The sequence below is a fragment of the Collinsella sp. BG-O-102 genome (assembly GCF_023656745.1).
GTDB lineage: Bacteria > Actinomycetota > Coriobacteriia > Coriobacteriales > Coriobacteriaceae > Collinsella.
In genome coordinates this window covers 1-6,075 of the sequence record NZ_JAMOKO010000031.1, presented here as the reverse complement: position 1 = coordinate 6,075, position 6,075 = coordinate 1, and the positions used below count along the sequence as shown (strand labels likewise).

Genomic DNA, 6,075 nt, shown 5'->3' with positions numbered 1-6,075 from the left:
GGGGCAGGGGCTGACGGCCGTCCGGGGCGGTCGGCCAGCGACCACCGGTACGGCTCAATCGTATAGCCGTGCAACGGAAAAGAGCCGCCCTTTCGGACGACTCAAACTGTAATGGGCTTTTTTAGCTGCACAACCCCTTCTCATAAGTTGCGGTGAAATAGGGGCTGTTTATGCCGATAAAGCCGTAAATCAATCCATATTTCACCGCAACTTATGGAGTCGAGGATGATTTAGCTAGTTGCGGAGGGCATTATCTAGGGTGGCGGCCACGATCAAGGGATCGTCGGTGCCGGCGAAGAGGCGGATGGTGCTCCCCTGCCTGCCGCGTGGGGCCGAAAGGCGCGTCGTTGCGCCGCCGGCGGGCGATGTGCGAAACTCCCCCGGCAAAGCGTCGAACAGCTCGCCCGCGCTACGCTCGATAAGGTCAAATTCAACTGCCGGACCAAAGCCGTGCTCGAGGATTCCCGTTGCAACCGCATGGTCGGGATGCGAGCTCAGCCCGGGATAGCGCACGTTGCGCACCATCTCATTCGCAGCCAAGTACTCGGCCAGCGCACGGGCGCGGTCGAAATGCGCCTGCATGCGGGTATCGAGCGAGTCCAGCCCGCGCTCAAGCACACCGGCCTCGTCAGCAGGCAAATCAAGCTTAACCAAGCCACGGCCCTCAAGCAGGGCATGCGCGCACTCAGCCGCGGCATCCATACGATGGCGCTTGAGCTGCGAGCGCGCCATCGAAGCGGCAACGAGCTTGCGCGGAGCCTTACCGGCGCACACACGGTCGAGCGCCTCAAGTGACAGCACGGCACCCAGCCGCAGCGGATTGCAGCCAAAAGCCGACGCCACGGTGTTGTCCACAACCAGCAGCGCGTGGGCCTCACGAGCCGCGCGGCCCAGAGCACGAAGGTCGGGCACACGAAGACCAAACCCGCCGATAGAGTTGACGAACCACCACAGATGCGGTCCCTCGGCATCAAACGAAGCATCAAAATCCTCGGACGCGGCAGTAAACGCCGCAACCGACGGTGAGCCCACGAGCACAACGTCGCAGCCATCAAAGCCGCGCGTAAACGCATCGGCAAAGTCGTCCGCAAAGGCCACCAGGCGGTCACCGGGACGCACAATACCCAGCAGCGAAAGCGCTGCCGGCACGTGCCGGGCAGCAAAAAGATGCACCTCACGCGCGCCGGTCCTCAAAGCCCAGGCCTCTTCTAGCTGTTGCACGTCCACGCAGTACCGTCCCTTCACAAGCAAAAACCCACGATGCGGATGTTCCCCGCATCGTGGGCAACGGCAGCAGTATAGCGCCGATATGCGACGACTCGCCTAGATGATGAGCGTGTGATAGTTCACGCTCGCACCCGGAGAGTCAACGGTCACGCCATAGGCCTCGGGATAGATGCGCGTTGAAAACACAAGCGCACCATCATTCACAAACACCTCGACCGACGAAACATCGCCAACAATGCGCACATTACGAACCTCATCGACGGGCTCCCAACGCACGGTACGACCGCAGCCGGCAGAAGCGCGACTCTCATCGGTAAATTGCATCTCAAAGCGCGAGGGCAGCTCGCCCTCGGCGGGCATAAACGCCAGTTTCAGATCGCCATCAACGGTCGCGGCAAACACGCCGTCAACACCGTCGACAACAACGTCAAAGCAGGTATCGCCGGCAACCTCCAACGAACCCTCCCCCATACGCACCGAGGCATAATGGTGCTCGATCTCGCGCACCGGCTGCTGCAGCACCACGCCGCCGGCACCGGCTGTAAGCTCACGCGGCACTGTCATGCAGTGCTGCCAGCCGCACGCCACGGTGGGCGCATTGTCGTAGGTCGGCTCATCGGGCATGCCCATCCAGCCAATCAGAATGTGACGACCGTCCTCGGCCGTGAACTCCTGCGGAGCATAGAAGTCAAAGCCGGCGTCCCACAGGCGGAACTCGCCCAGCTCATAAGCGTCCTTGCCACCCGTAATGTTACCCGTAACGGGCATGTAGCCAGCAGCGTATACGTTGCCGCGGTCCCAACGGCCGCCCTCAAGGCCCTGGGGCGAGAACGACAAAAATGCAGCGGTATCGCCATTCGCATCGAGCTCGATATAGCCGGGGCACTCCCACATAAAGCCAAAACGCTCGGGCGTAGACACACGGCTCTCGAGCTCCCAACTAAGCATGTCAGCCGAGCCGTACACCAAGATCTCGCCCACATCGCGCCCGGCACCTTCGCCATGCATCGCACAAAAACGGCTCTCGACATGCGGCCCGTCCACGCGACGACGCGCGCCCAGCACCATGTGGTAACGCTCATCATCATCGCGCCACACCTTGGGGTCACGCACGTGGCAGGTCAAATCATCAGGATAATCCTCGGACGCCAGCACCACGCGCTTTTGGCTGAACTCCCGACCGGCAAGGCCATCAACGCTCTCCACATAGACGGTATCAGCGCGGCGGCCGGTATTGACGTAGTCGTACGTCCCGTCCGAATCGGAAAGCTTAACGTTGCCCGTATAAAGCACGCGAATGCGACCGTCCTCGGCAAGCGCGGAGCCCGAATACACGCCATGGCAATCGAACGGCTCGTCGGGCAGCAATGGGGCGCCAACGTAGTCCCACGTCATAAGGTCGCGGCTCGTCGCATGACCCCAGGCCTTAACGCCACCCTCGACATCAAACGGCGCATATTGAAAATAAGCGTGGAACACGCCGCCTGCTTGGCAAAGACCGTTGGGGTCGTTGAGCCAACCCGCGGGCGGCATAATATGGAAGTGCTGACCATACACGCCATGACCGCACTCAGAGGCGTCAGCGTCAACAGCGGCAACCAGCTTTGCAAGGTCGCGACCAAGTGCATTAGACATATCAAAGTCCTAACGGATCGAAAGTAACAAGGCGCCAGAGGTCGGCACCAGATGCAGGGAACACCCGCGAGCATACAGCCCGCGGGCGCCCCTCAATCAAAAGCTCTTAGGCCTGCTCGGAAGCCTTGGGCTCGTCCTTGTACAGGACAAACGAGACAGCAAAGGAAACCAGCGCGGCGACCGCAAACATGATTGCGTACTGTACGGGCTGGGCCAGGCACAGCAGGATGCCGAAGATGCCGGTAACGCCGGTGCCGGAAGCGGCAAGCGAGGTGAGAGCGCAGACCAGGGCACCGCAACCGCCGCCGATGCAGCCGGCGATGAAAGGCTTAAAGAAGCGCAGGTTCACACCAAAGATGGCCGGCTCGGTAATGCCCATGAAGGCGGACAGGGCCGAAGGAAGCGCCAGGCCCTTAATCTTGGCATCGCGGGTCTTAAAGGCAACGGCAAGTGCGGCGCCACCTTGGGCGATATTGGCAGCGCTGGCGATGGGCAGCCAGTAGGTCACGCCATACTGGGCGAGCTGGCCCAGGTCGATGGCGGTGTACATCTGGTGGATACCGGTAACGACCGTGGGAGCATAGAACAGGCCGACGATAAAGGAACCGATGCCGAAGGGCAGGGTCAGCAGGGCCTGGATCAGACCGAGGATGGCGTTCTCGGCCCACACGAAGATGGGGCCGACGGCAACGAGCGTCACGAGCACGGTCACGAACACCGAGACGAGCGGGGTCACAAAGAGGTCGAACATCTCGGGAACGATCTTGTGCAGGCGCTTCTCGAGGAAGGCCAGAATGGCGCAGGCGATAACGATGGGGATCACATGGCCCTGATAGCCGACCCACTCAAAGCTGTACACGCCGGGGATGACGTTGACCATGGTCTGCACGCCCTCGGAGGCAACCGTATAGGCGCTCTGCAGCGAGGAGTTGATGAATGCACCACCGACGACGGCGCCCAGATACGGGTTGGCGCCAAAGGCCTTAGCCGCGGAGTAGCCGATCAGGATCTGCAGAATGCCAAAGGACGTGCCCGAGACCAGGTCGGCGATCTTGTAGATAAAGTTATTGGTGTCGAGCGCGATAAAGCCGTTGGAGGCCATAAAGTTGAGGGCGCTCATAATGCCCAGCAGCAGGCCCGAAGCCACGATGGCGGGGATGATGGGGACAAAAACATCGCCGAGCACCTTAATGGCACGCATAAAGATGTTCTGCTGCTGAGCCGCGGCCTCCTTGACCTCGGCCTTGGTGGCAGCCTCGACGCCACTGAGCGCGATGAACTCCTCGTAGACCTTGTTGACGGTGCCGGTGCCAAAAATAATCTGGAGCTGGCCCTGAGCCTCAAAGACACCCTTGGCGCCATCGACATTCTCGATGGCCTCCTTGTTAACCTTGGAATTATCGGCAATCACCAGGCGAAGACGCGTGGCGCAGTGTGCGGCCGAAACAACGTTGTCGGCGCCACCGATGTTGTCGAGCACCTCTTGGGCTGATTTGCGGTAGTCCATGACTTCCCTTTCCTCCAACGGGCGCATCAGCACCCGGCCATCTTTAACACTTACACTGTAATCGATTTCAGTTTCATATGTCTGTAATCGTTTTCATAGTAGGGTGAACGGTAGGAAATAGCCGGCGAATGGTAGTTTTGAGACAAACATAAGGGCTCAGAGGCAGGCAGACGTGCCCAAAATCTAGACATTCATAAGCTGATGGCCGAGTTTGAGCGTCTTTAGACCGCTCTCCCCCTCCACGCCATCGAGCGTGTTGAGCAACATATTGGTCGCCTCGACGCCACTGGTCAGGTAGCCATAATGCACGGTGGGAATGCCGCCCGTCAGCGCGCGCAAAAACGCGTTGTCGCCAAAACCACTCACGCGGTGTATGCCCTCGCCCATGCCGCGAACCTCGTCAAGAGCGCGCAGGGCGCCGGCCGCCATAGTGTCGGTCGCGCACGCAATAAACGAAACATCGGGGGCATCGGCAAGCAGCTCGCGCGCAGCGCGATAGCCCGAGTCAAGCGTAAAGGATCCCTGGCGAATCAGGCTCGAATCAAGCACCACGCCCGCAGCAAGAAGCCCCGCCTCAAAGCCGCGACGACGGTCGAAACCAGCCGCGCGGTCCTCTTCGGTAACTCCGATGTAGGCGATCTTGCCATCCACCCGACCCGCAAGCGCACGGCCGAGCTCAAAGGCAGCCTCGTAATCGTCGTGATAGACACATGCCGCGCCCTCGACATGTTGGCCGATCAACACAATGGGCACGCGGCACGACTCAATCGCGCGACGGTGCTCGTCGGTGATCATGGTTGCCACCAGCACAATGCCATCGACCGGGTGATTTTGGAATAAATCAAGGTATTCGAGCTCGCGATCGGCCGCGTTATCGGTATTGGCAAGCAGCATCTGGTAGCCACGACGACCGAGCACCTGGCCAATACCGGCGGTAATGCGGCTCACAGATTCCGAGTTGATCTTAGGCACGATAACGCCGATGAGCTTGGTGGAGCCGGTGCGCAGCGCGCGAGCCTGGCTGGATCGCACGTATCCGGTCAGCTCAATCGCCTGCTTAATGCGCTCGGCCTTGTCCGCCGAGATATATCCACCGTTGAGATAGCGCGAGACCGCGGCGCTCGAAACGCCGGCCAGCTCGGCCACATCTTTCATCTTTACCACGAGCACCCCTGTTATTGAAATCGCTTTCACCATGATACCTGTGCGGAGCGACCGCATGACGTAGCGATTACATGATAGAGAAACTCGTGGAAACTAATGAGCCACTTGAGACATGTCTAGCGATAATCACTTCGCAGCCAGTTTTACCAGACGAGAATCACCCTGGCTGCATAATCGAAGAATACGGCCATGCAGAACTTGACCTGAGCGGCAGCCTCGCGGACTTTTCCAGGAAGGCCTCGGTGCCGCGCCTCGAAGAGTCGCAATTCACAATCCCGGTCAATCCTCTGCCAAGAACCCGTTGCGAACTTAGACTTACCAACAACACGCCAGCAAAGTTGCATACAAGCAGAAAATCGCACGCAATTTCGCCTATTCTCAATTGAGATATAAGTTTTGACGGGCCGAATCTTACATCAAAAGACGATATGAGAAAGCCATTGGGGCCGCCTCCCCCGCGGCGCAGCTTCTTTCCGCGGGCTCGGGGTGCCACAATGGGCTTTGAGTATCGGCCCGTGCGGTAGCCCTTACCGCACCTGCGG

General features: G+C 59.8%; 4 protein-coding genes. All 4 read right to left on the bottom strand.

What is annotated here, in order from left to right; all coding sequences use genetic code 11:
* Positions 1-234: 234 nt before the first annotated feature.
* Positions 235-1,227, bottom strand: coding sequence for a PLP-dependent transferase (locus tag NBH09_RS09810; RefSeq protein ID WP_250787845.1), 993 nt, complete (start codon positions 1,225-1,227; stop codon positions 235-237).
* A 96-nt stretch (positions 1,228-1,323) separates the two neighbouring features.
* The gene (locus NBH09_RS09805) at positions 1,324-2,862 is read right to left on the bottom strand and encodes a glycoside hydrolase family 32 protein (RefSeq protein ID WP_250787844.1); all 1,539 of its coding nucleotides are present in this window, start codon (positions 2,860-2,862) and stop codon (positions 1,324-1,326) included.
* A 106-nt stretch (positions 2,863-2,968) separates the two neighbouring features.
* Positions 2,969-4,369 carry a PTS transporter subunit EIIC gene (locus tag NBH09_RS09800; RefSeq protein WP_250787843.1) on the bottom strand — a complete coding sequence of 467 codons (1,401 nt, stop codon included), beginning with the start codon at positions 4,367-4,369 and terminating at the stop codon, positions 2,969-2,971.
* Between the two features lie 183 nt (positions 4,370-4,552).
* Positions 4,553-5,524 carry a LacI family DNA-binding transcriptional regulator gene (locus NBH09_RS09795; RefSeq protein ID WP_250787846.1) on the bottom strand — a complete coding sequence of 324 codons (972 nt, stop codon included), beginning with the start codon at positions 5,522-5,524 and terminating at the stop codon, positions 4,553-4,555.
* Positions 5,525-6,075 lie beyond the last annotated feature (551 nt).